Genomic DNA, 24473 nt, shown 5'->3' with positions numbered 1-24473 from the left:
GAAAAAGGGCTTTAGCTTTTCCTTTGATTCACCGAACAAATAACGAAAGCATGTGACATTTTTGTCACATGCTTTTCATATCCACAAAATCATTTGATTTAGGAAAGGCAAGTGTAAACGTTGTGCCTTCGTTAAGAGCTGACTGCACGCCAATGTGAATAGAAAGGGCCTGCGCAGCTTTTTGAGCCAGATATAAGCCCATGCCTGTAGCGCGGCTGTCTTCATGCTGCGTAGTTGAAGTGAAACCTTTCTCAAAAATGCGCGGCATATCTTGAGGAGAAATGCCCCGTCCGTTATCTTTTACCTCGATGTATACTTGACCGCGGTGCTCGTAGCTTCTAATCATCACATCAGATTCTTCACTGTACTTGACTGCGTTTGTTAACAGCTGTCTCATAATAAACGAAAGCCACTTTGCGTCACACAGTACACGTTCTGCCTGTAGGTCCACATCAAACCCAATATTTTTTTGCATGCACCAAGCTTGCAGCGTTTTGATTTCAGTGAAAATAAGGGACTCTAAATCAAGATGTTCAATATACATATCATTTTCGATAAAGAAAATGCGCTTTTGATGCAGCTGTTGATCAAGCAAAAAGTGAATGCGTAGCCACTCGAACTTCAAGTTTGCTTTAACTTCTCGATTTTCTAAACGTTCAATTATTAAATGCATCGCAGTTAACGGCGTTTTAATTTCGTGAATCCAAGCTAACAGTTCATCTTTTTCCTGCGCCACGTGCAGCTGAGTTTCCACGCCATCTTTTTTCGCTTGTTCTAATTGTTGCATCAGATTTCGCTGAACAATCTTTTCAAACGGACGCAGCGGATGAGAAAGAGTAGAAGAATCAAAAAAGTCTTCTTCATCTTTTAGCTTTTGATAAAATTTCGTTTCTTTGTGATAGCGGAAGACGCAGAAAATAAGAAAGATAATCGATGATAAAAACACGATATAGAGAATCGAAGACAGAGGAATGGATTCATCAATATACGCGATAAACAGCATAAAAAAATGTATGATAAAAAAGAAAAGGATCCAGCTTAAACGCTCGCGAATAAAGAGTTTAATCATAGCGTTCCTCTTCAATGGCTACGTAGCCTTGGCCGACTTTTGTTTCAATAAAAGCTCCAAGTCCAATTTCATCTAATTTTTTTCGCAGGCGATTGACGTTTACCGTCAGCGTATTGTCACTGATAAACCGTTTATCTTCCCACAAACTATTAATCAGTTCATCTCGGCTTACAATCGTATTCTTTTTTTGTATTAAGCATTTTAAAATAAAGATTTCATTTTTGGTTAAATCAATAGCTGTAGATCCCGCTGATACTTTGTTTTTTTCATAATCAATCGTTGCGCCTTGCCATGAAAGAAGGTTTACTTGTTCAACGCTGTAATTATACACGCGGCGGAGAAGGGCCTGTATTTTTGCTACAAGCACATCAAAATGAAACGGCTTTTGCACAAAGTCGTCTGCGCCAAACTGCATAGACATTACCATATCAGAAGGATGATCACGTGAAGATAGAAAGATGATAGGGATTTTTGAATGAGAACGAATCATTCTGCACCAGTGAAATCCGTCATACTTCGGCAGCTGAATATCCATAATAACTAAATCAGGTTTTACCTCGCTAAACTCCTGCATAACGTTACTGAAATCACGGATGCCGTAAACATCATAAGACCATTGCTCCAACCGTTCTTTCAGTTCGTTAAACAGCGTTACATCATCTTCAATTAAAAGAAGTTTAAACAATAACACGTACCACGCTTTCTGTTTTTATACTTATTTTATAGCAATATCCTTTTATTTACCATATGTGATAGTAGATTCACCGGCGTTCTTTATAAAATGTGAAAGAATAGCTTTCGACGAGCATAGTTTATAAACATATATTGAACTCTAGTGAAAAAAGGAGAGCTGTTATGAAAGCAATGGTATGTACAAAGTATGGTAAACCAGATGTTCTTCAGCTTGAAGAAGTGGAAAATCCTACTCCAAAAGAGAATGAAATACTGATAAAAATTCATGCCACCACGGTCACATCGGGCGACTGCAGAGTGAGGAGCTTTAACAGTCCACTGCTGTTGTGGCTTCCAATGCGAATAGTTTTAGGATTACGGAAGCCTAGAAAATCAATACTAGGCGTAGAGCTGGCCGGAGAAGTAGAGGACGTCGGAAAGAACGTAACGCGGTTCAAAAAAGGCGACCAGCTGTTTGCAATGACTGGTATGAAGTTCGGAGGATATGCGGAATATATCTGCTTACCAGAAAAGGGGACAATAGCCGTAAAGCCAGAGAATGTAACCTGTGAAGAAGCCGCCTCTATTTCTTTTGGCGGCACGACGGCTCTGCATTTTTTTAGAAAAGGAAACATTCAAGCTGGTCAAAAAGTGCTTATCTACGGTGCTTCAGGTGCAGTAGGAACTGCCGCTGTACAGCTTGCTAGCTATTACGGAGCTGAAGTGACAGGCGTGTGCAGTGCTAAAAATAGTGAACTAGTAAAGTCTTTAGGAGCAGACCGCGTCATCAACTACCAACACGAAAATTTTACTGAAAAAGAAGAAAGATACGATCTTATCTTTGATGCCGTTGGGAAAATCACAAAAAATCAGTGCCAGGAAGCGTTAGCCTTAAATGGACGCTTTGTTTCGGTCGAAGGGCAAGGAATTGCCAAAGTGCAGACGAAAGATTTATTGCTTCTTAAAAAGCTGATGGAAGAAGGGCAGATAAAATCAGTGATTGATAGATGCTACTCTTTAGAACAAATTCCAGAAGCTCATGAGTATGTAGAAACCGGACATAAAATAGGGAGCGTAGTCGTTACGTTAAAAAAGTAAAAAAGAGAATCTCTTTAAAAGATCCTCTTTTTTACGATATTAAACGTTACTCTCCGCCTTTAATCCAAAGTTCCAGAGGAAGCCCTACAAGGTTCTTTCCGATCCATTCTCTGGCAATATTATTAGAAGGGCCCATAGCAATGCCAGCTCTGGCATCTCGGAACAAACGTTCAATAGGTCCTTTTTTATAGCCGTATCCGCCGCTTACATCCAATGCAATTCGCGTTGCTTTGTTGGCTACTTCTGAAGCGTGCACTTTAAATTCAGTTAGAGGGAGGGTAAGGACACCTTGTGCTTTTTGTTCAGCTTGTAAAATATCAAGCTGTTCTGCCAAGTCAATTTGCCATGGTTTTGTGCTTTCAATGAGGACTTTTGCTTCGGCAATCTGCTGGCGAATGACTTGATAGTCGCTAAGCTGGTTATTAAAATCGCGGTGAATCGTTCGCGTTGCATGGTTAACCGCAAGCTCTAGCGCATGTTCCGCTACTCCAAGCCAAGCAGAACCAAGGCCAATTAAATAAATAGGGGAAACGCCGTTTAAGACGATTTCTTTCCCTGTTTCTTCACTGCCTAGAAGATCTTCTTTTGGCACATGTACATTTTTATAAGAAATCGGACCGCTGTGATTGCCACGAACGCCCAGCGCTTCCCATGGACTTGCGGTGATGCCGTCTGATTTTCCATCTACAATAAAAAAGCTAATATCCGTTGCTTCTTGTGCTTCAGGACTGCGTGTTTGGACGATATAAAAATCAGCTTGCCCGGCGCTCGTAGTAAATGATTTGTCAGCATTAACTACATAATCTTCGTCATTTCTCTGTGCTTGGCTGAAGTTGTACCACCAGTGTCCTCCTGAGGCTTTTTCACTTGTAGAGTACGTACCAATCAGCCCTTGGTCAATTGGCTGTAACCAGCGTTTCTTTTGATCGTCGTTTCCATACAGCGTAATAGTTTGAATCGCTCCGACATGCATCACGTAAACTAAAGCAGTAGAAGCACAAGCTTTTGCAATTTCTTCAGCTACAATTGCAAAAGCCACGTGATCAAGCTCTAAGCCGTTGTAAGCCTTTGGTACAAGAATATTTCCCCAGCCGGCTTTAATAAGCGCTTCTAAATTTTCTCTTGGAAAAACGCCTTCTTCATCTGTAAGGGCTGCATTAGGCCGGATCACTTCATCTACAAGAGAAGAGATTTTCTCCCGGATGGACGCGTAATAAGCGCGCGTTGATTGATTATATACAGGACGTGCAGAAATTTCGACTGACATAACATACCTCCAAAAATTTTAATGTTTGTTACGATAAACTATTTACAATGCGCCCGCTTTTTCTTTTAGTTCCTTTTCTTTTTGTCTTACGAGCGGAATGATGGTTTCGCCAAACGTTTTGATTTCTTCTTCATAATGTAAAAAGCCTGTCAAAATAATATCCACTCCGATTTTTTTCAGTTCGATAATTTGATTGGCGACTTGTTCGGCTGTTCCGATAAGGCCAGTTCGGAAGCCATCATTGTACTGGATTAAGTTTTCAAAAGAAGAGTTTGCCCACATGCCTTCACCTTGAGGAGAAGCTTTGCCCGCAAATTTCACTTGACTTTCAAACCCTTCAACGGCTTCTTTATCCGCTTGTAGAACAATTTCTTTTAGCACTTGTTTTGCTTTTTCTTCCGTTTCACGGACAATGACAAACCCGTTCACCCCGAATTGAATATCACGGCCGTTTGCGTTTGCTTTTACATCTTCAATTTGGTTTTTTAAGTTTTCAATCGAGTTGCCGTTCATGAAATAAACGTCTGATACTCGGCCTGCCATTTCACGGGCGGCTTTAGAGTTTCCTCCTTGAAATACTTTTGGCGGCTGAAGAGGCTTTGGTTTTAACGGTGCGTCATTTAATCGGTAAAAGTCTCCTTTGAACGTAGTCGTTTCGTTTTTCCATAGCTCTCGAAGCACGTTAATAAATTCTTCAGAACGGCGGTATCGCTCATCATGATCTAGCCATGGTTCGCCGTAGCCGTTAAATTCGCCTTTAAACCAGCCGCTTACGATGTTCACAGAGACGCGTCCGCTGCTGATATGATCAATAGTCGAAATGATTTTAGCAAATACGCCGGGATGCCATAGCCCCGGAAGAACGGCTGTAATAATGTTGATTTTTTTAGTAGTGGCGGCCAAAGCAGAAGCGAGAGTCGCAGCTTCTAGTTGATTTTCAGCTCCGTAGCTTGCAAAAAACCTAGTTTGCAAGAGAACATAATCAAAGCCCCCCTGCTCGGCAATTTGCGCATACCGGCTGTTCGCTTCAAATGACCACTCTGTTTTTTGAGGAATGTTGGAGATGACAAGACCTCCGCTTACGTTCGGAGCCCAATAAGCAAATTGCAAACTCATATGTAACGCCTCCTTAGTTAAATAGTGAAAATAAATGAGCTGGGTTAAACATTCAACTCCTTAAATGCCAAAGGCTCTTATCTCGCTTCAAGTTGAAGAGAAGAGAAGAGCCTTCAGTAGCCTGACAGGCAGTATGGATGCTGAATGTACATATAGTTATATCACCGGTTATTCCGATAGTCAAAATGAGTTTTAAGAAATTTAAAAAGAATGAAATCGTAATTAAGTTTAGTTAAAGAAAAAAGAGATCATTTATTTTAACTAAAAACAAACTTGACTTATAGGAATAGTGAGTATACTATTCAAGTAAGCTAAATAAATGAGAGGTCAACAGCTATTTTCTCTAAATAAATAGCCGTTTAAAAATAATCGACCAGACGACTGGAGATGCTTTGAACAATCAAAGCATCTCTTTTTATTTGTCGTAAAAAGGAGGAAGTATACGTTGAGTGAAAAAAGAAAGCTAAAGCTAGGAGCAAATATTAAAGGCCTTGGAAATACGACGGATGGATGGAGACATCCTAACGCAGAGCCTGATGCGAGCATTAATATTGAGTTTTATAAGAAACAAGCGCGTATATTGGAAAAAGGACTGTTCAGCTTTGTCTTTATTGCAGATGGATTAGCTATATCTGAAAAGTCTATTCCTCACTTTTTAAATCGTTTTGAGCCTATTACGCTGCTGTCAGCTCTCGCTGCTTCTACGAGTCATATCGGACTAGTCGGGACGATTTCAACAAGTTTCAGTGAGCCTTTTACAATCGCTCGCCAGCTGATGTCTCTTGATCATATCAGCGGAGGGAGAGCGGGATGGAACGTAGTTACTTCTCCGCAAGAAAGGGCAGCGCGCAATCACAGCAGAGGATATCTTCCTCTTCACAGCGCACGATACGAAATTGCAAAAGAGCATCTCGACGTAGTAAAAGGACTGTGGGATTCATGGGAAGACGATGCTTTTATCTATCAAAAAGAAACCGGGCAGTTTTTTGATCCAAAGAAAATGCATACGCTTGGATTTAAAGGCAAACATTTTCAAGTTCAAGGGCCGTTAAATATTGCTCGTTCAAAGCAGGGACATCCGGTTGTGTTTCAAGCAGGTTCATCAGAAAGAGGAAGAGAATTCGGAGCAGAGAATGCCGATGCGATTTATACAAATGCACATACACTAGAAGAAGCGCGGGCATTCTATCAAGATATGAAAAATAGAGCAAGAAATCCCGAAGAGCTTCTCATTTTTCCAAGTATTGATTTAATTATAGGAGATAGCGAGGAAGATGTAGAAAGAAGATATGGAGAGCTTGCTGCGCTAATTCCAATTGATCACGCCATTACATATTTAGCTCGTTTTTTTGATGACTACGACTTTCAGCAATTTGACCTAGACGCACCGTTTCCAGAGTTAGGGGATATCGGAGCAAATGCCTTTCAAAGCACGACAAATAAAATTAAACAAGCGGCGGCTGCTCGAAAGTTAACGTTAAGACAAGTGGCGCTTGAAACAATATTGCCGCGTTCGCCGTTTTCAGGGACACCTGAACACGTAGCGGATGAAATGCAAAAATGGCATGAGCAAGAAGCAGCGGATGGATTTGTGCTTCGTCCTTTTATGAGCGAGACGTTTCATCAATTTGTGGAAAAAGTAGTGCCTATTTTACAAGAGCGTGGCCTTTACGACACTTCATATGAAAGCAGTACGCTGCGCGGGAATTTGAACCTTTCCGTTCCAGCCAATCGATATAGTCAAACAAAGGAGGAGTATGTGTATGACAGTCAAATTAATCAGTGAATACAGCGTCACAGAAAGCTTAAAGAAGCAGGTAATTGAGTGGAGAAGACATTTTCATCGCTATCCTGAATTATCGTTTCAAGAGCATCGAACGGCTCAGTACGTTGAAGATACGCTTCGTTCGTTTGGAAGCTTTATCATTACGCGTCCTACACCAACAAGCGTGGTGGCTAGATTAATAGGAAAAGAGCAGGGGAAAGTAGTTGCGATTCGAGCGGATATGGACGCGCTGCCGATTGAAGAAGAAAACACGTTTGCATTTGCTTCTGTTCATAAAGGCGTGATGCATGCATGCGGACATGACGGTCACACGGCTATTTTATTAGGAGTAGCTTCTGTTCTTTCTCAGTTAGGAAATGAATTTAAAGGAGAAATTCGCTTGATTTTTCAACACGCAGAAGAGCTGCTGCCGGGAGGAGCGCAGGAGCTTGTGAAAGAAGGCGTGGTGGAAGGGGTGGATTACGTAATTGGCACGCATTTGAATTCTGGCCTTCCCGTCGGAGAAATCGGCGTGCTTGCAGGTCCTATGATGGCTTCGCCTGACACGTTTAACATATCGATTAAAGGAAAAGGAGGACACGCCGCAGCGCCTCATGAAGCAGTTGATGCCATTGTGGTAGGAGCGCAAATTGTGACGAACCTTCAAACCATTGTTTCAAGAACGACCAATCCTATTGATAAATTAGTTGTATCAGTTACACAATTTCACGGAGGAACTACGCACAATGTACTTCCTGATAAAGTGGAGCTGAACGGAACCGTTCGCAGCTTTGACGCGGCTCTGCGAGAAAAAGTTCCGGCACAAATTGACCGTATCGTAAAAGGACTAACAGAAGCCTACGGCGCAGAGTACACGTTTACGTATGAAAAAGGCTATCATCCTGTCATTAACTCTGAAGAAATTACGCGTTTAATTGAAGAAACAGCTATCGAAGAATATGGAAAAGAACGGGTTAAAACGCTGTCTCCTAAAATGGGAGGAGAAGATTTTTCAGCTTACCTGCAGGAAACGGAAGGGGCGTTTTTTAACATTGGAGCACGAAATGAAGAAGAAGGCATCGTATACCCTCATCATCATCCGAAGTTTACGGTAGATGAAGACTCGCTTGAAATTGGCGTAAAGATGTTTTTGCGCATAACAGAAAAGCTGTTGGCTCGTTAAAAAAAGAACAAGAACCTATTTGGTTCTTGTTCTTTTTTATGTATCCTTACTTCGTATCTTTATAATTCGTCGCAAAACCTGCTGCAATTAAACCAATTAAACCCAGCACTCCTACAATGACGGTTATGACCATTACGTTCACCTCAGTCGCTCTTAATAATACGCTTTCAATTGTTTAATTTTACCATGAATCTTCATATGAAAGAAGCTTTTCTTTTAAAGGCTCTAGCTTTTTAAATTTTTGATCATAGCTTTGCCGTTTTAACATGTCGTTGGTTATTATCAGCGCATCTTCTTTACGCCCTGCATACAAGTAAGCTTCAATGACTTCGTCAAATCCTTCTGAGTAAGGGAATTTTTCATATTTTGCTAGCTTAAATGAGGCATCGTAGTGTTTTGTTGCTTCTTCGTATTGCTTTAGTTTTAAAAGCATACGCCCATTTGCTAAATGTAAATCAGCTCGTTCTAAATCGGTAAGGGTATGGAGTTCGATCCCTTGATTGCGTATATCAAGAGCATCTTCATATCGCTTTTTTTCTTCTAGCTCAAACGCTTTCTCATAAAAATGGTCAAACTTCGTTAGAGGTCTTCTTGATTTATAGAACTTGTAAATGCCGTATAGAATTAAAAGCAGTAACCAAAGCAACTCGTTCAGCTCTCTTTCTTTATGTATAATATTTATATTAAAGGAAATTAAATTCAATTGATAGATTTATGAAAGACGCTTGGAGGAATACGATGGTCATCAACCAGCAAATCTATAATGTAAAAGGACTTCAGTACATCATTCGTTCAGCTGACACCAGCGATGCACACGAACTGTCTCACCTTAGAGTTCAGCTAGACGGAGAAACGGAAAACTTAGATCGTGAACCAGGGGAAGGATATATGGACGAATCCGATTTTGAAAAACTTATTCAACGTGACACAGAAAGTAAACGAAACTTATTTTTAGTAGCAAGCGTACATAATGAAATCGTCGGATTTTCAAGGTGCCAAGGCAACGAATTGAAACGATTTTCTCATAAAGTAAAGTTTGGTGTGTGCATCGCAAAAGAACATTGGGGATACGGAATTGGCAAAGAGCTTTTACAGCAGTCCATACTGTGGGCAGATAGCGCGGACATGAAGAAAATGACGCTAAATGTGTTAGAGACCAATAAAAAAGCGATTGATTTATATACAAAGTTCGGGTTTGAAATAGAAGGAGTATTAAAAAATGATAAGGTGCTGTCTGACGGCAAGTACTATAACACGGTAGTGATGGGGCGCTTTGCATAGCCTTTTACGAGTATGTATTTTATCGACCTTTAACAAAAAAACACCTTCAAGCACACTGCACTTGAAGGTGTTTTCCGTTTTTACTAGGATTATAGCTAGTGATAGACCTCACTTTTTTTACTAAAGCTTTTATCGCTTTCAAATTCTTGCTCTTCTTCTTTTTCGACATCTGTGCCAATAGGCTCCCACTTAATAAGAATCGTCGCGATCAGCCCAATAACGGGAACGATTGTAAGAACCAGAAACGTCGTATAGATCCCGCCAATTGAAAGGACAACCGGAAATAAGTAAAAACCTAAAATGCTGCCGATACGCGTTGTTCCTTGCCCCCATCCAGAGCCTAGCCCTCGCAGTTCAGTAGGGTAAGAAAGAGTGGCCATTGTCATCCCTTGCGCTCCTGGGCCAAAAGATTGACCAAAAATAAATAAAGCAATAAATAAAATGGGCAGCGCAATAAAATGAGTATCACCTGTTAGTCCCATCAGGACCAAGCTTAAAGAACAAATGATATAGCCTGTAATCGCAAGTTTTCTTATGCCAACTTGCTCAGTTAGCCGTGATTGTGTAAAGCCGCCAATAATCCCAAATAAATTAAAGAAAAGAGTACCGATAATTGCATAAATCATTCCTTTACCAAAAATAAGCGTGGAGATGGTTGGGATATAGAAGCCAACTGCAAAATACTGCATACTTTGAGTAGCCGTAATGATGGAAGCTAGAAATGTCCGAGCCCGATACTTTCCTTGGAAAATAGCTTTGTAAGACAGTTTTTTTGAACGAGATACTGGTTCTTCTTTTGCATTTTTAGCCACCGTGACTTGTATGTCATAGGTTTTCTCTAACACCTTGACAGCTTCTTTAAGCGGAAGATGATGAGCCGCCCACATTGGACTTTCATCCATGTAGCGGTAGCGCAAAATTAACACGATTAGTGCAGCAACAGCTCCAAATCCTACCGACCAGCGCCAAATGTCTTCGTGCTGCCCGAGCAGGTAAAAAGGAAGAACAACAAGTCCAGTAACAGTTGCGGCCACGTACCACAGGGGACACCACAAGTTCACGTATTGGCCTTTTTTCTTTAAATTACTAAACTCAGCAATAAAGCTGAGCGCTACCGGAACATCTAGTCCTACGCCTACGCCCATTAAAAACCGAAAGATAAATAACCAAACTAAATCAGTTGCTAAAGCAGCGCCAAGAGCAGAGAATACCATGAAAAATAAATCGATTAAAAACATTTTGTTGCGGCCGAATTTGTCCGTGTAATATCCTCCTACAGTAGCTCCTAGCAAGGCGCCAAAGGCCATAATAGCTGTAAGGCTTCCAAGGCCGGCAGGAGAAAGGTTAAATTGTTCCTTTAATTGATCAGCTCCAATTCCGAGACTGGTAAAGTCGTAGGCATCGACAAAAATGCCCCCTAAAGCTACTAAAATGATTTTCCAGCTTTTAGAGGTAACTGGATTTGAATTAACAAAGTTGATAATGTCTTGACGGGATTGAATTACGTGTGGTTGAGCACTTGCCATACTTGACCTCCTTATCGTATTACATATAATTCAGGAAACAAAAAGGCTCTCATTCTTTTTAAAAGAATAAGAGCCTCCAGTTGTCTGGTCGGTTTTTTTAATTCCTATACGTTTAGTGAGATTAATTTACCAAAAAATTCATAGAGTTGTCAATACGAGATACGAACAATCGAAATAAATTCTAAGAATAACATAATCATTGACAATCCTAGCATAAACTTTTAATATATAATTAAACAAAGTGAATTACTAGGTATTGCTGACGCTGTACGAAAAAACGCGCCTACTAGGCAACTGGAGGCCAGACCATTGTGGTGAAACAAATGGACTGGTCTCCTTTTTTATTGAACGGCTGCTATGGAAGAATTGGATTCTGGAACGGAATAGTTGGTATAAATTTAGCGATGAGCAAAATAGTCGAATGGACAGTAAGTAAGTTTTTTCTTAATAAGGTTTTTGAGAGCGTAAACATTTTAAGAGGAGGATCCGTATATGACTGCCGACTTTCATTTTCATACAGATGTATTAATTATTGGAGGAGGCCCTGCTGGTGCATGGGCAGCTCTGCAAGCAGTTAAAGAAGGTGCAAAAGCTGTACTTGTTGATAAAGGATATTGCGGAACGAGCGGAGCAACTGCGCCTTCTGGTACAGGAGTTTGGTATGTAAAGCCCACTTCTGATGAACAGATGACCGCGATGAAAAGCAGGGAAGAGCTGGGAGGATATTTAGCCGAAAGAAGCTGGATGAAGCGAGTGCTTGATTGTACGTTTGAACAAGTAAATGAGTTAGCGCATTTTGGCTATCCGTTTCCAGTAGATGAAAAAGGGATTTCTCAGCGAACGACTCTTCAAGGTCCTGAATATATGAGATTAATGCGGCGTCAGCTTCAAAAAGCAGACGTTCAGATTTTGGACCACAGCCCCGCACTGGAGCTTCTTGCAGATGAACACGGTGTGGCAGGTGCGTGCGGAATCAATAATCAAACGCAAGAAACATGGAGAGTAGAGGCTGCTGCAGTTGTGATTGCAACGGGAGGGTGTGCATTTCTGAGCGGAGCACTCGGTACAAATGTTTTAACAGGAGACGGTTACTTATTAGCTACAGAAGCAGGTGCGGCCCTTTCAGGTATGGAGTTTTCAAATGCTTATTCAATTTCGCCAGCTTTTTCTCCAATCACAAAATCTGCATTTTATAAATGGGCTACATTTTATTATGAAGACGGTACAGTGATTGAAGGAGCTGGTTCTCATAAAGGACGTTCCATCATTGCCAGAACGTTAATGACCCAGCCCGTTTATGCAAGGCTGGACAAAGCGGATGAAAGCATTCAAAAAGCCATGCGCTTATCACAGCCAAATTTCTTTTTATCATTTGATCGTCTTCATATAAATCCCTTTACTCAAATGTTTCCAATCACCCTGCGTTTTGAAGGAACTGTTAGAGGAACAGGAGGTATTCACATTACAGATGAAACGTGTAGAACCGACATTCCAGGTTTATATGCAGCCGGAGATGCGGCAACGCGCGAATTAATTTGCGGAGGATTTACGGGAGGAGGAAGCCATAATGCAGCGTGGGCTATCTCTTCAGGCTGCTGGTCAGGAAAAGCAGCGGCAGCATTTGCTGTTAAGCAAGGAAAAAATGCCGCAAGTCGACATGCAAAAGGCTTATCAGAAGCGTCAGGAATCACAAAGTCAGTAGCTTCTTCTGACGCAGCTGATACGAAGGAAATGATAGCATCGGTTCAGCGCGAAGTCTTTCCATATGATCGAAACTGGTTCCGTTCAGAAGTAAGACTGCAAGATTCCCTTATGAAGTTAAATGCCGTGTGGAATGAGTTGAAGAATGGAGTATATGATAAAGAAAGAAACATCGTGAGAAGTCGAGAGCTTGCGGCCATGACGGCAACGACGCGATGGATGTATACAAGTGCATTAGAAAGGAAAGAAACGCGAGGAATGCACCGGCGTGACGATTTTCCGTTTATGGATTCCAAGCAACACTACCGCATTCTAAGCGGAGGGGTGCAGGAAGTCTGGGCGAGACCCTTAGGTACAAAATCTTCTGATCGCGTAAAGGGGGTTATTTAATGATCGAGCTTCTTAGTGAAGACCGATGTATTAACTGCAATCTTTGTGTATCCGTTTGTCCAACAAATGTCTTTGACCGCTCTCGAATGGGAGGTGCTCCTTCCATAGCTCGTCAATCCGATTGTCAAACTTGCTTTATGTGTGAACTGTACTGTCCGGTAGATGCTTTATATGTGACGCCTTTAGCTGAACAAACTGTAGAAGTAAATGAACAGCATGTAATAAATCAGCACTTGCTCGGAAGTTACCGGGAAGCTGTAGGCTGGGGAAAAGGAAGAAAATCCACCGCTTCTTCCGATCAGTCGCATATCATCTTAAATAGAAAGTAAAGAAAAAAGAGCGGAAACAGCCGCTCTTTTTTCTTTACTTTTTCGTTTCACGAACCCATTTCACAATATCATCAATGACATAAGAAGGAATGTTGGCTGAAACAGCATATTCATCGGGTGTGCTTTTTTCACCAGTTCCTTCTGTGAAAAAGTGGTTGAGCTTTGGATAAAGCTTAAAAGAAGTGTTGGAACGCTGAGATAAGCTTTGTTTCCAGCCTTCAAAATCTTCGGTCGTTACTTGATAATCACGTGCTCCTTGTAAAAGAAGCAGAGGCGTGTCCTGAGATTTTGCGACTTCTGCAGGGTGCCAGTGAGCTACGTCATACCAAAAATAAGGCGTGCCAAGCAGGAACTCTTTTGGCGGCTGAGCTGGTGAAAAGCTTGGGTCTTGTAAAATGGCAAACTGCTGCTGGAAAAACGCAAGCTGCTCTTTCGGAAGCTGATTCAGCGATACAAGATAGGCAAATTGTTCAAGCATTAACTCTGGAAGTGTGCGGCTCGGTGCAGCGAGTAAAATAGAGCCGCGCACGCTTTTATCCGGCGTTTGATTTAAAATTCTGGGCATCATCATGCCGCCTTGACTGTGTCCTAGTATAAAAATATTGCGGCTGTCGATGCCTTTTTGTTTTGCCATTGCTTCCACTGCGAGTGCGGCATCATCCGTTGTTTCATCGTCGACGTTTATTTTATTTTCACCGGACATTTTAGCTGTATGTTCGTATGTACGCTTGTTGTAGCGTAAAACGGCGATTCCTTGAGAAGCCAGTCCAGAAGCCAGATCTCGAAACGGCTTTAAGCTCATAAACGTTTCATCTTGATCAGAAGGTCCTGATCCGTGAACTAATATGACAACGGGTACATTTTGATGTTTTGAACGTGTTGGAAGAGTAAGCGTTGCTGGAAGTTCGTAAGGTGCTTTGCCGATTGAAAGCTGTTTTTCACTGTAGTTCTTAGAGGTATCATAAGGCGGTGTGGAAAACGAAAACTGGCGCTCCTCCGGTACGATTCGCCAATCATCAATTTGCCGATTTTGACTAAATCGAATGGTTAAAGTAGCTGATACGTGTTCAAATTCAATGGGAATTTCTATATTTCGATGAACGGTATTGACTTCACCTTGTACAGCTGTCCCAATCTTTTTTACAGCACCAAACTGAGCCGTTAGAGCTGACCACCATGTTTTTAGGTTGTCTTCACTCATTTTGGACTGCAGGCTGCGTGAAAAATAGCGCTTAGCTTCTTTTGTTTTGCCGTTGGCGACATTCGTTAAAAATGCGTTTGCTCGTTTGACTTCAACTTTTGCTGAATGATGAGCAGCATTCGCCGCTGCTTCAGCTTGAACAGGTGAAGTGGACATAGGAAGTGCTTGAAGCCCGAGTGCTAAAGAAACAGCGAGTGGAAGGGCAGCTTTTACTTTTTTCATACATCATCCTCCTTGGCGATTCTTGTACTCTATCAGTATACCAATTTTAGGTAAAAGGAGTCATGTCATTCTAAGATAAAAAAGCCGATGCGTTATGAATATGGTAAAATAAAGAAGTTAAATTATTTAGAAAATTTAAACATCTAAAAAAGGAGCGCTTTTATGACCTATGATCCGCATTATCATCCACATCCATCTTACCGAGTTCCTGTTTATGCAAAAAAAGGAATGGTATCTACATCTCAGCCGCTCGCAGCGCAGGCAGGCCTTGATATTTTAAAAAAAGGCGGCAATGCCATTGATGCAGCAATCACGACAGCTGCGAGCCTTACCGTATTAGAGCCCGCATCTAATGGAGTCGGAGGAGACGCGTTTGCGCTTGTTTGGACAAATAATCAGCTGTATGGACTAAACGCTAGCGGACCTTCTCCCCAGTCTATTTCCATTGATGCGCTAAAGGAAAAAGGATACAGAGATATTCCTAAATACGGAATGATTCCCGTTACGGTTCCCGGGGCTCCGGCTGCTTGGGCTGCTTTATCGAAGCGATTTGGCAAACTGCCTCTTTCTCAAGTACTGCAGCCTGCCATTCAGTACGCCAAAGAAGGATTTCCGCTAGCGCCTACTCTCGCGAAACAATGGAAACAAGCGTACGATACGTTTAAACGAGTACATACAAGCAAAGAATTTGAATCGTGGTTTCAAACGTTTGCGGCTAATGGACAAGCACCAAAAGCAGGAGAAATGTGGTCATCCATCCATCATGCCCGTACGCTTCAGCTCATTGGCGAAACAAATGCAGAAGCGTTTTATAAAGGCGAGCTTGCGGATCGTATTGATGCATTCAGTAAAAAACACGGCGGCTTTTTATCAAAAGAAGATTTGTCTGCTTTTGAGCCTGAGTGGGTGAATCCTATTAGCGCTCACTACCGTGGATATGATGTATGGGAAATTCCTCCGAACGGTCAGGGGCTTATTGCGTTACTGGCATTAAATATCGTAAAGGGCTTTGAGCTTCTAGAAAAAGATGCCGTGGATACGTATCATAAACAAATAGAAGCGATAAAGCTTGCGTTTGCAGATGGAGAAAAATACATTACGGAAGAAGCAAAAATGAGCGTGTCTGTTAGTGAGCTTCTGTCTGATACATATGCAAGCTATCGCCGCGGCCTTATAAAAGAACATGCCCTGCAGCCTGAAGCGGGAGAGCCTGTTGGAAGCGGAACGGTGTATTTAGCAACGGCTGATGAAGAAGGAAACATGGTTTCGCTTATTCAAAGTAATTATATGGGCTTTGGTTCTGGAATCGTTGTGCCAGAAACGGGAATTGCCTTGCAAAACCGCGGCCACAATTTTTCAATGGATCCTAATCACGATAACTGCCTTGCTCCTAATAAAAAAACGTTTCATACCATTATTCCGGGCTTTCTCACTAAAAATAATGAGCCCGTAGGATCGTTTGGAGTGATGGGAGGTTTTATGCAGCCGCAGGGACATATGCAAGTCGTCATGAATACGATTGACTTTCAGCTTCATCCTCAAGCTGCTTTAGACGCGCCAAGATGGCAGTGGAAAAAAGATAAAACGGTGCTTGTGAAGCCAGCTTTTCCATCCCACGTAGCACAAGCGCTTGAACGAAAAGGACATAAAATTGAAGTAGCCGTGGATTCTATGGCATTTGGGCGCGGACAGATTATTTGGAGAGATCCTGAAAGCGGCGTGCTATGCGGAGGAAGTGAATCACGAACGGATGGATTCGTAGCCGGATGGTAACGTTTAAAAAAACACAATAGGTGAAGGAAGAAGCCCGTACTGATTAGAGTTGGGCTTTTTTCATGTCTCAACCACATGTATAAATCTCTTCAAAGAACTGAAAACTAAAACAAATATTTACGTATGTATGGATAGCGTGAACTTAAGGGTTATGTACGGAAAATTTACATTAGACGCTGCTGCGTATCTTTATAAATTAACATAAGCAATAATTGAGCGTGGTGAGAACAGCCGTCTCAAGCTGCCAATTGACATGAAGGTAGGCTAACAACACTTGGTGAAAGGAGCGAAAAGGTGATGAGAAATAAAAAGTTTGAAGTGAAATTTTTACGTGTAATGCTACTTATCGCCCTGGGGATTCTCCCTTTTTTATTTAGAAAACCACCGATTAAAGACTGGCTGCTGGCCTATGTATTTAACGCCTTAACAAATGGTATTATTGATAAATTTATTGTAACTCACGGCCTTCTTCGATATCCAACTCGCTTATTGAAAAAACAGTTTAGAATTAACGTGTTGTTCGACTTTTTGCTTTATCCTATGATATCCGTCATGATTAATCAAGCTACATATTACGATAAAGGGTTAAAAGTTTTATATAAAATTATGTTTTTTACGATTCCAATGTTTTTTATTGAATTATGGGCTGAAAAACGAACGAAGCTCATCGAGTGGAAAACAGGCTGGATGTGGTATCACACTTTTACTAGCGTAACGTTAAAATCGTATCTTAACCGTATGCTTATTGGATGGATTCGAAAAATTGAAAAGAAGCAGGAAGAAACGAAAATACAATAGCAGAGATTCTAAAAACGACGTTAGAGAGGTGAACAAAGGTGCATATTTCTGTCCTTCTATGGCTGATTTTTCAAAATATCCATAAGAAAACGTGGAACAAAATACGCGAGCTGTATGCTGGGGTTTTATACGTGAGCTTTTTTAATATGCTCTACTACTTTTTATGTAATGATAAATTGCTTTGGGATTTTAAATCTTCTCATCTTTCATTAAAAGTACTGCGTATTTTACACCTTATGTTCATTACGCCTCTCATGATTTTGTCGTTCTTAGCTACTTATCCGTCTACACTCGCTAAGCAGGTGAAATATATTACAAAATGGGTATGTACAGCTTCGTTTGTAGAATGGGTTGGGCTCAGGTGTAAGGGGATTACATTTAGGCACGGCTGGCATTTGGGGTGGTCTGCACTTATTTACGTAATGATGCTTATCTTCTCGAGATGGTTTCAAAAAAAGCCTTTTGCGGTCTTACTGCTCTCGGTTTTAGCAACAGTGGTTCTCAGCGTTATCTTTAAAGTTCCCGTGAGCAAACGGATGCTAAAACATCCGCTGAAACGAATATTGACGCGGCCTTTAAAAGATCATGTGACTCAAGCTGTTGCGAATAAAGTAAAGCGAAAATGCCTGCTTCTCAAGCTGTTCTCGTAAGTACCTGCTCTCTGTGAAGAGCAGGTTTTTTAGCTTACTGGAGGAATAACGTCCGTCAGCAGCAGAACGAAAAAAATCAGGCCCACTCCCGTAAAGCTTAAAGAAGCAAGAAAATAAGCCGTCCAGCGCAAACGAAACGGATTGTGTTCAATAGTGGCCCCAGACATTAATCTCATGGAATGAGTTTTATAGTGAGAATGAGCGCTGTTGCTTCCGCTGCTTGAAAACCAAAAAGTCAAAACTGAAAACAAAAGTCCGCTAAAAAACATAAGCTCAATAAAGCGGATAGACAAAAATGATGAGCACGCATAGGTTAATCCAGCTTCAATAAGCAGTGTAATAACAAAAATAAGCTGAGTTCTCTTCAAAAAATTCTCCCCTTTTTTCTCTGTGTCTACTTTTCATTATACAATAATTTACATGTATAAAAAGTCTCAAAAATGCTTTTATTATGATATAATGGTAATAAATGTATTGTTAGAAAGTGTTCAAAATCCTCATGCATCACGAGTGTAAGGTCTTTTATAATGATGAGACTTACTATATACGCTGCGCTTAGCTTCAAGTGCGTAGAATGAAAGTGAGGAGTGTGTATGGACTTAGGAGAGACTGTGATTGCGATATTAGCAGCGGGAGCACTGCTGTTATACGGTACGTTAGAGCTTTGGTTTGCGCCTCGTAATGCTTCCTTTTTTAAAGGGTGGAAGCAAAAACTAGCCGTCATTTTACCGTTATACGGAGTTACATTTGGCATATGGTTCGTGTTTTTTTCGTAATACAAAGTCTTACAAAAAGGAGGAATGAAAGATGGAAATCAATTCATACCTCATTCGATTTTCATGTATGCTGATGCTGATGTTTGGAGGATTATTTATTATACGGTATGTAAAAACAGGTGACTTTTATGTAGATCAGCTTCTTGTCTTTGGAGCGGGTTTTGTTCTGTTTATCGGCTCACTTATTTGGAAAAGAAAACATCAGCAGCAAGGAAATAGAAAAGCTTGTTAATCTCGTGAAATTGTGACAGTATAAAACAGATAAAAAATGTAATCTCGTAATCGTACTATTGGCTACGAGCTGCTGCTGGAGGAAAAGAAAATGAATGTACCTAATTGCCCAAGCTGTCAATCACAGTATACATATGAAGATGGAAACCTGTTCGTCTGCCCGGAGTGTGCGCATGAATGGAGGCAAGATGAAAAAACAGAAAGCACAGAAGAACAGCTGACTGTAAAAGATGCAAACGGGAACCTTTTAAAAGACGGAGATTCAGTTACCGTCATCAAAGACTTAAAAGTAAAAGGAAGCTCATCGGTTGTCAAAATCGGAACAAAAGTAAAAAGCATTCGTTTAGTAGAAGGCGATCATAACATCGACTGCAAAATTGACGGATTTGGAGCGATGAGCTTAAAATCTCAGTTTGTTAAAAAAGCATAAGAATTAAAAAAGCCAGGATGAAGAACAACTTCACTCTGGCTTTTTTCTATGCATTTTAACTGATAAAGCGAAATATATAGACCAATTTGTCTATTTTAGAAGGAATCTAGCTAAATGTCCCGAACTTACTTAAAGTGTCTCAGGATTTGGATATTAATGGAATGGATGTCCGTTTCATGAAGGCAAAAGGGAGGTAGAAATGTGAAAAAGTTTTTAGCGTTTCAAATTTTAATTGCATTAGTAATCGGAGCTTTTATCGGGCACTTTTTCCCGGACTTCGGGATGGCTTTAAGACCGATAGGGGACGGGTTTATTCGCCTCATTAAAATGATTGTGGTGCCGATTGTCTTTTCAACCATCGTCATAGGTGCTGCGGGAAGCGGCAGTATGAAACAAATGGGGAGTCTAGGATTAAAGACGATTATTTGGTTTGAAATCATTACTACCATCGTATTAGGAATCGGTCTGCTGTTAGTGAATTTGCTAAAGCCTGGAGTAGGCCTCGATCTTTCTCATCTTGTAAAAAAAGATATCGGTGAATTGTCTCAGTACACTGAGAAAGTCGTGGACTTTAAACAAATGATTTTAAACATCATTCCAACAAATATCGTAGATGTGATGGCAAAAAATGATTTGCTGGCCGTGATTTTCTTTGCTATTTTATTTGGTGTTGCCGCTTCAGGAGTTGGGAAAGCATCCGAACCTGCAATGAAGTTTTTTGAATCCACGGCTAAAATTATGTTTAAATTAACGCAAATTGTCATGGTCACAGCGCCTCTTGGTGTACTAGCGCTAATGGCTGCATCTGTAGGGCAATACGGCATTGTGCTTCTGCTTCCAATGCTAAAGCTTATTGGAACCGTCTTTTTAGGTCTTTTTATTATTTTATTTGTTTTATTTCCGCTTGTTGGGTTTATATTCAAATTCAACTACTTTGAAGTATTCAAAATGATTTGGGATTTGTTTCTTATTGCGTTTTCAACAACAAGTACGGAAACGGTGCTGCCACAGCTGATGGAACGGATGGAAAAGTACGGATGCCCTAAACGAGTTGTGTCGTTCGTTATTCCGTCCGGCCTGTCGTTAAACTGTGATGGCTCCACTCTTTATTTATCCGTTTCATGCGTCTTTTTAGCACAGGCTTTTAACATTGATATGCCATTAACTCAGCAATTATTTATGATGCTTATACTCGTGATGACAAGTAAAGGAATTGCGGCTGTCCCGTCAGGTTCACTCGTTGTTCTTTTAGCAACAGCCAACGCAGTAGGTCTGCCGGCTGAAGGAGTGGCAATTATTGCAGGAGTGGATCGCATTATGGATATGGCCAGAACAGGAGTCAACGTTCCAGGCCACGCGATTGCCTGTATTGTCGTCTCGAAATGGGAAAAAGTCTTCCGCACCCAAACGCCGATCCCGCCCGGGTCGCACACAGAATCTCTATAAAATGAACCCCCGCTTTAGTCCATAAAGCGGGGGTTTTTGTTTACGTTTCAAAGGTGCAGACTAGAGTGGTTTGTCATACTTATCCCTCCACAAAAAGAGGAGCAGCCGCTTACAAATGTTCACAAAATGTTCACTTACGAAGAAGGAAGATAAAAAGCTATACTAAGCCAAGTAAAAAAGATGAAAAGGATGAGGAATGTGCCAACAACTAAAAAAGAAAGTATATATTTTGGAATGATGATGTGCGGAGGGATGGTGCTTGTGATGACGGTGTATAACATGTTAATAAATGATGTCATCGGGCATATCACGCTCGCAGAAGGTATTTTGAACTTGGTTATCACCTTTGCAGTTGCCATGGCTGTCGAAACTTTTTTTGTCGGTCCTGTAGCAAAAAAAGTAGCATTTTCACTGCCGTTTGATAAGTCAAAACAGTTAAAAGTCGTGTTGATTTTGTCATCATGTATGGTGATCGGAATGGTGCTTTGCATGTCTGTATACGGGTTAATTACGATGTCGCTTACAAAAGGTTTAGACGGAGAGCCGCTTCTTTCAAGCTATGCATTGATCGTGATAAAAAACTTTATCGTGGCATACCCGCTTCAGCTTCTTATTATGGGACCTTTAGTTCGCTTATTGTTCATGAAATTTGTGAAAAAGAATACCGCAGCTGCTTAAGTCAAAACCCTAAGAGCGCCTATTTTCTTAGGGTTTTGTTATACAAAGCTGTTCGGTGAGAAGAGAAGAAAATTCACGTAAAGCCACCGATACAAAGGCATCTTTTCGCGTAATAAAAAAAGTGGGAACCTTTCTATACGGTTCTGGCAGCGGAGTTAACGTTAAGGAATGGTCATGGTGAGATACGATGGATTTCATCATCACAGCTACGCCCATACCTGCTTTTATACACCCAATAATCGCTTCAATTGTGCCAAATTCTAATATGCGTTTTGGAAACACGCCTTCTTTTGTCAACAGCATTTCTAACGTATGTCGATATGCGCATCCGCTGCTGAAGGCTAATAAATTCATATCGTTTAGGCTGTAAAGAGAAGGAAGAGGGTGGCGGCTCACAAGTACAAGCTCTTCATCTTGAGTCAATAAAGAGTTTAGATCAGGATGTTCGCAGCTGCCTGCAACAAATGCGCCTTCAAGTTTTCGGGTTAAAACCAGGTGAGTAAGAACATCGGTTGTATGTGTTTCTAAAATGAAGTCTACATCCGGGTAGGCAGTGCAATAAGTAGAAAGCAAAGGCGGTAGCCGAAGAGCTGCGGTGGATTCAGTTGCGCCTATTTTCAAAGGGCCTATCGGCGTGTGCGCACTGCTTTGAACAGTTATAGTGGCGCTTCGTTGGTTAAACGCAGAATTTGTTCAGCATAACGATGCAACAGCTCTCCGCTAGAAGTTAACGTTACGCCTTTACCGCTGCGTTCAAATAGCTGTGTACCGAGTTCAGCTTCTAGCTGCTGAATTCGCATCGTCACATTCGACTGCACGTAGCTTAAACTTTTGGCAGCTTTTGAAATGTTTTTTTCTTCTGCTACTGTCGTAAAAACAAGCAAATCTTTTATATCCATCAAATTTCCTCCTTCAGCTATCACTTTTATTGATGATTTTTATCTTTATTCCTTATTTTACATGATACCATTCTTTCTCTACACTGAAAGTAGAGGTGGAGGAGAGTAAATGATCAGACAAAAAGCTTCTTATAAGTGGATGATTTTATTTATTGCCACGCTTTCTCAGGCGTGTGCAACATTTGTCACGTACGGGATAGGACCATTGGCAGCGTTTTGGCAAAGACTATATGATTTATCGCAGTTTCAAACAGGACTGCTCGTATCAGCTGTTCAAATTGGTCCGATTTTTTCTATGCTGCTTTTTGGAAACTGGATGGATCAATATGGCGAAAGGTGGCTTGTAGGAGGAGGATCTATTTTGCTGGGGATAAGCATGCTTTTCGCCTATAGCGCTGATCATTATTTGTATCTAACAGGCGTACTTCTCGCAGCAGGCGTATGGTATGGAACAGCACAGCCAGGAGGAAGCAAAGCAGTGGTGAAGTGGTTTCCTTCTCATCATAGAGGTCTTGCCATGGGAATTCGGCAAACGGGGATACCGATTGGAGGCGCTGTCGCTTCAGCAGCATTACCTCTGCTGTTTCATCAATACGGGTGGCATGGGGCTGTTCTCGTACAGGCAGCAGCAGCTATCGGAGGAGGTCTTCTTTTTTTTGTATTCTACCGAGAGCAATCATCATCGTCAGAAAAAAAGGAAACATTTACGCTTCGTCAAAAAATCAAGCGCATTTCTCAAGATAAAACGCTCTATCCGCTTTTTTTTGTAGGTATTTCAATGATTTCCCTTCAAATGATCATTGTGGCGCACTTTATAAGCTATTTAACGAAAGCCATAAAGATGGATTTTGCTTCAGCGGGCATCCTGCTGAGCATCACGCTGTTAGGGGGAATGATTGGGAGAATTGCTTTAGCTTGGGTAAGTGATTATGTGTATAACGGAAATCGAAGAACACCTTTGCAAGCGACGGTTTGGATGACTGCAGGACTAATCATAGCTATTTCTTATATTGGATTTACTTTGCCTTTTTGGCTACTAGCTGCAGTTTGTTTTAGCCTTGGCTTTTTTGCAATTGGCTGGTTTAGTTTGTTTATCGTGTTAATAGCAGAAAAAGCCGATGATCGTTTTATTGGTTTAACGGTAAGCATTGCGTTAACGCTCAATCAATTTGCCATCGTGCTCGCACCGATTTGGTTTGGGCTCCTTGTGGATTGGTTCCGGAGCTACGCGTTGGCTTTCAGTACGGTTGCATGCTTCATTGCTTGTGGAGGAATATGGTTAAATAAAGAGCGAGTTCATTCATTTTTAAATAAAAACGTCACTAAATGAAAAGTGATGTAGGTCTATTTATTTAAGAATAGAGAAGACCTCTTATCCTCTAAAACGTTTCAAAGCCATACTCCCGGGTACACACAACATTAATGAGGAGGAGATAGTATGGAAGCAAAAGCAAAGAATGTTGTGGGAGTATATGAAACGGAACAAGAAGCAATTCATGCTGTAGACAGTTTAAAAAAAGAAGGATACGCATCAGAAGAAATATCTATCATCGGTAAACATAAAAAGACTAAAAAAGTTCAGAAAGAAACGAATACAAAAGCAGAAGGGGCAGCAACCGGAGCGCTTACTGGAGGTACGCTAGGGAGCTTGACCGGAATATTAGCAGGTGCCGGTGCTCTTGCAATCCCGGGAATAGGCCCAATTGTAGCGGCTGGTCCGATTGTAGCTACATTAACAGGTGCAGCAGCTGGTGCGAGTGTAGGAGGTTTGTCAGGTATTTTAGTCGGTATGGGAATTCCAAAACAGCAGGCCGAACAATATAATGATTCAGTCAAAGAAGGCAGCTTGCTTGTTTTAGTAGACAAAGAAGATTCAGATCATGATGGAAACCCAAAAGCGCCTTTAACAGGAATGATTTTATAGAACGTATGATATGTAAGAGAAAGCTGTCGCAGTGCGACAGCTTTTTTA

General features: G+C 41.2%; 24 protein-coding genes and 1 pseudogene. 16 read left to right on the top strand and 9 right to left on the bottom strand.

Annotation, left to right across the window (positions count from 1 at the left end; genetic code table 11):
- Positions 1-64 precede the first annotated feature (64 nt).
- Both ACFX4E_RS13525 and ACFX4E_RS13520 read right to left on the bottom strand, forming a co-directional pair.
- Complete coding sequence (locus tag ACFX4E_RS13525; protein ID WP_377259040.1) at positions 65-1069, bottom strand: sensor histidine kinase; 1005 nt, start codon at positions 1067-1069, stop codon at positions 65-67.
- Positions 1062-1754, bottom strand: a complete 693-nt coding sequence (locus ACFX4E_RS13520; protein WP_028409351.1) for a response regulator transcription factor — start codon at positions 1752-1754, stop codon at positions 1062-1064. Before ACFX4E_RS13520 ends, ACFX4E_RS13525 begins: the two co-directional genes overlap by 8 nt.
- A gap of 170 nt (positions 1755-1924) precedes the next feature.
- Here ACFX4E_RS13520 and ACFX4E_RS13515 point away from each other — a divergent pair, with 170 nt between their 5' ends.
- Positions 1925-2839 (top strand): NAD(P)-dependent alcohol dehydrogenase, encoded by a 915-nt coding sequence (locus ACFX4E_RS13515; RefSeq protein WP_028409350.1) that lies wholly within the window; start codon positions 1925-1927, stop codon positions 2837-2839.
- Positions 2840-2885: 46 nt separating this feature from the next.
- Here ACFX4E_RS13515 and ACFX4E_RS13510 read toward each other — a convergent pair whose 3' ends face one another.
- Both ACFX4E_RS13510 and sfnG read right to left on the bottom strand, forming a co-directional pair.
- A complete protein-coding gene (locus ACFX4E_RS13510; protein ID WP_098334335.1) occupies positions 2886-4106 on the bottom strand; it encodes an acyl-CoA dehydrogenase family protein in 1221 nt (406 codons plus the stop codon).
- A gap of 42 nt (positions 4107-4148) precedes the next feature.
- Positions 4149-5222 carry a dimethylsulfone monooxygenase SfnG gene (sfnG, locus tag ACFX4E_RS13505; protein ID WP_377238409.1) on the bottom strand — a complete coding sequence of 358 codons (1074 nt, stop codon included), beginning with the start codon at positions 5220-5222 and terminating at the stop codon, positions 4149-4151.
- Between the two features lie 445 nt (positions 5223-5667).
- Between sfnG and ACFX4E_RS13500 the strand changes: the two genes are divergently transcribed.
- A complete protein-coding gene (locus tag ACFX4E_RS13500) occupies positions 5668-7008 on the top strand; it encodes an LLM class flavin-dependent oxidoreductase (protein ID WP_377238407.1) in 1341 nt (446 codons plus the stop codon).
- A complete protein-coding gene (locus ACFX4E_RS13495; RefSeq protein WP_057244308.1) occupies positions 6986-8170 on the top strand; it encodes a M20 family metallopeptidase in 1185 nt (394 codons plus the stop codon). Before ACFX4E_RS13500 ends, ACFX4E_RS13495 begins: the two co-directional genes overlap by 23 nt.
- Positions 8171-8351: 181 nt before the next feature.
- Here the strand turns inward: ACFX4E_RS13495 and ACFX4E_RS13490 are convergent, their stop codons facing one another.
- Entirely contained in the window at positions 8352-8816 is a 465-nt protein-coding gene (locus tag ACFX4E_RS13490; RefSeq protein ID WP_057244309.1) for a hypothetical protein, read from the bottom strand.
- Between the two features lie 92 nt (positions 8817-8908).
- Here ACFX4E_RS13490 and ACFX4E_RS13485 point away from each other — a divergent pair, with 92 nt between their 5' ends.
- Entirely contained in the window at positions 8909-9451 is a 543-nt protein-coding gene (locus ACFX4E_RS13485) for a GNAT family N-acetyltransferase (RefSeq protein ID WP_377259037.1), read from the top strand.
- 95 nt (positions 9452-9546) lie between these two features.
- On the opposite strand, the gene ACFX4E_RS13480 is transcribed toward ACFX4E_RS13485, so the two are convergent.
- Positions 9547-10977 carry an MFS transporter gene (locus tag ACFX4E_RS13480; protein WP_272767138.1) on the bottom strand — a complete coding sequence of 477 codons (1431 nt, stop codon included), beginning with the start codon at positions 10975-10977 and terminating at the stop codon, positions 9547-9549.
- A gap of 492 nt (positions 10978-11469) precedes the next feature.
- Here ACFX4E_RS13480 and ACFX4E_RS13475 point away from each other — a divergent pair, with 492 nt between their 5' ends.
- Complete coding sequence (locus tag ACFX4E_RS13475) at positions 11470-13068, top strand: FAD-dependent oxidoreductase (RefSeq protein WP_377238404.1); 1599 nt, start codon at positions 11470-11472, stop codon at positions 13066-13068.
- A complete protein-coding gene (locus ACFX4E_RS13470) occupies positions 13068-13397 on the top strand; it encodes a 4Fe-4S dicluster domain-containing protein (RefSeq protein WP_013084034.1) in 330 nt (109 codons plus the stop codon). Before ACFX4E_RS13475 ends, ACFX4E_RS13470 begins: the two co-directional genes overlap by 1 nt.
- Positions 13398-13431: 34 nt before the next feature.
- Here ACFX4E_RS13470 and ACFX4E_RS13465 read toward each other — a convergent pair whose 3' ends face one another.
- Positions 13432-14820 carry an alpha/beta fold hydrolase gene (locus ACFX4E_RS13465; RefSeq protein ID WP_221841043.1) on the bottom strand — a complete coding sequence of 463 codons (1389 nt, stop codon included), beginning with the start codon at positions 14818-14820 and terminating at the stop codon, positions 13432-13434.
- Between the two features lie 162 nt (positions 14821-14982).
- On the opposite strand from ACFX4E_RS13465, the gene ACFX4E_RS13460 reads away from it, so the two are divergent.
- The 3 genes from ACFX4E_RS13460 to ACFX4E_RS13450 all read left to right on the top strand — a co-directional run bounded on the left by ACFX4E_RS13460 (position 14983) and on the right by ACFX4E_RS13450 (position 18041).
- Positions 14983-16593, top strand: coding sequence for a gamma-glutamyltransferase family protein (locus ACFX4E_RS13460; protein WP_377238403.1), 1611 nt, complete (start codon positions 14983-14985; stop codon positions 16591-16593).
- Positions 16594-16890: 297 nt separating this feature from the next.
- Positions 16891-17391 (top strand): CBO0543 family protein, encoded by a 501-nt coding sequence (locus tag ACFX4E_RS13455; protein WP_028409340.1) that lies wholly within the window; start codon positions 16891-16893, stop codon positions 17389-17391.
- 38 nt (positions 17392-17429) lie between these two features.
- Positions 17430-18041, top strand: a complete 612-nt coding sequence (locus tag ACFX4E_RS13450) for a CBO0543 family protein (RefSeq protein ID WP_028409339.1) — start codon at positions 17430-17432, stop codon at positions 18039-18041.
- A gap of 29 nt (positions 18042-18070) precedes the next feature.
- On the opposite strand, the gene ACFX4E_RS13445 is transcribed toward ACFX4E_RS13450, so the two are convergent.
- A complete protein-coding gene (locus ACFX4E_RS13445) occupies positions 18071-18409 on the bottom strand; it encodes a hypothetical protein (RefSeq protein ID WP_263033993.1) in 339 nt (112 codons plus the stop codon).
- Between the two features lie 225 nt (positions 18410-18634).
- Between ACFX4E_RS13445 and ACFX4E_RS13440 the strand changes: the two genes are divergently transcribed.
- From ACFX4E_RS13440 to ACFX4E_RS13420, 5 genes are all read left to right on the top strand, one after another.
- Positions 18635-18817, top strand: a complete 183-nt coding sequence (locus ACFX4E_RS13440) for a hypothetical protein (RefSeq protein ID WP_057244319.1) — start codon at positions 18635-18637, stop codon at positions 18815-18817.
- A gap of 31 nt (positions 18818-18848) precedes the next feature.
- On the top strand, positions 18849-19049 hold the full coding sequence (locus ACFX4E_RS13435; protein WP_098248022.1) for a hypothetical protein: 201 nt from the start codon (positions 18849-18851) through the stop codon (positions 19047-19049).
- Positions 19050-19139: 90 nt separating this feature from the next.
- Positions 19140-19478 (top strand): zinc ribbon domain-containing protein YjdM, encoded by a 339-nt coding sequence (locus ACFX4E_RS13430; RefSeq protein WP_028409337.1) that lies wholly within the window; start codon positions 19140-19142, stop codon positions 19476-19478.
- Positions 19479-19679: 201 nt separating this feature from the next.
- Positions 19680-20924 carry a glutamate-aspartate/proton symporter GltP gene (gene gltP, locus ACFX4E_RS13425; RefSeq protein WP_377238402.1) on the top strand — a complete coding sequence of 415 codons (1245 nt, stop codon included), beginning with the start codon at positions 19680-19682 and terminating at the stop codon, positions 20922-20924.
- A 198-nt stretch (positions 20925-21122) separates the two neighbouring features.
- Positions 21123-21602, top strand: coding sequence for a DUF2798 domain-containing protein (locus tag ACFX4E_RS13420; protein WP_377238401.1), 480 nt, complete (start codon positions 21123-21125; stop codon positions 21600-21602).
- 27 nt (positions 21603-21629) lie between these two features.
- On the opposite strand, the pseudogene ACFX4E_RS13415 reads toward ACFX4E_RS13420, so the two are convergent.
- A pseudogene (locus ACFX4E_RS13415) lies at positions 21630-22501 on the bottom strand (LysR family transcriptional regulator).
- 109 nt (positions 22502-22610) lie between these two features.
- On the opposite strand from ACFX4E_RS13415, the gene ACFX4E_RS13410 reads away from it, so the two are divergent.
- Both ACFX4E_RS13410 and ACFX4E_RS13405 read left to right on the top strand, forming a co-directional pair.
- Positions 22611-23831: an MFS transporter gene (locus ACFX4E_RS13410; RefSeq protein WP_377238400.1), complete on the top strand. Its 1221-nt coding sequence runs from the start codon at positions 22611-22613 to the stop codon at positions 23829-23831.
- A gap of 108 nt (positions 23832-23939) precedes the next feature.
- Positions 23940-24425 carry a general stress protein gene (locus tag ACFX4E_RS13405; protein ID WP_074679873.1) on the top strand — a complete coding sequence of 162 codons (486 nt, stop codon included), beginning with the start codon at positions 23940-23942 and terminating at the stop codon, positions 24423-24425.
- Positions 24426-24473 lie beyond the last annotated feature (48 nt).

This window comes from Priestia sp. YIM B13491, from assembly GCF_042787605.1.
Lineage (GTDB): Bacteria > Bacillota > Bacilli > Bacillales > Bacillaceae_H > Priestia > Priestia megaterium_E.
This window is presented reverse-complemented; position numbering and strand designations above follow the sequence as displayed.